Below are 212 nucleotides of genomic sequence, written 5' to 3'. Positions count from 1 at the left end.
TTAGAGGACTTTACAAAACAAGATTCAATAATATTGAACATACAAAGAGCTTGTGAAGCGAGTATTGATTTAGCAATGCATATTGTTGCAGGGAAAAAGTTAGGACTACCCCAGTCTAGCCGAGAGGCTTTTGATTTATTGGTTACAGCAGGATTACTTAGCGCTGATCTAGCAAATAAGTTAAAAGCAATGGTTGGATTTCGTAATATTGC

General features: G+C 36.3%; 1 protein-coding gene. It reads left to right on the top strand.

Annotation, left to right across the window (positions count from 1 at the left end; all coding sequences use genetic code 11):
* On the top strand, positions 1-212 hold a 212-nt coding region (hepT, locus tag FOT98_RS31200), incomplete at both ends, for a type VII toxin-antitoxin system HepT family RNase toxin (protein WP_260851157.1).

The organism is Bacillus sp. HY001, assembly GCF_007558965.1.
GTDB classification, from domain to species: domain Bacteria; phylum Bacillota; class Bacilli; order Bacillales; family Bacillaceae_G; genus Bacillus_A; species Bacillus_A mobilis.
Note: the sequence above shows the minus strand (reverse complement) of the source record. Positions and strands in the feature narration are given on the sequence as shown.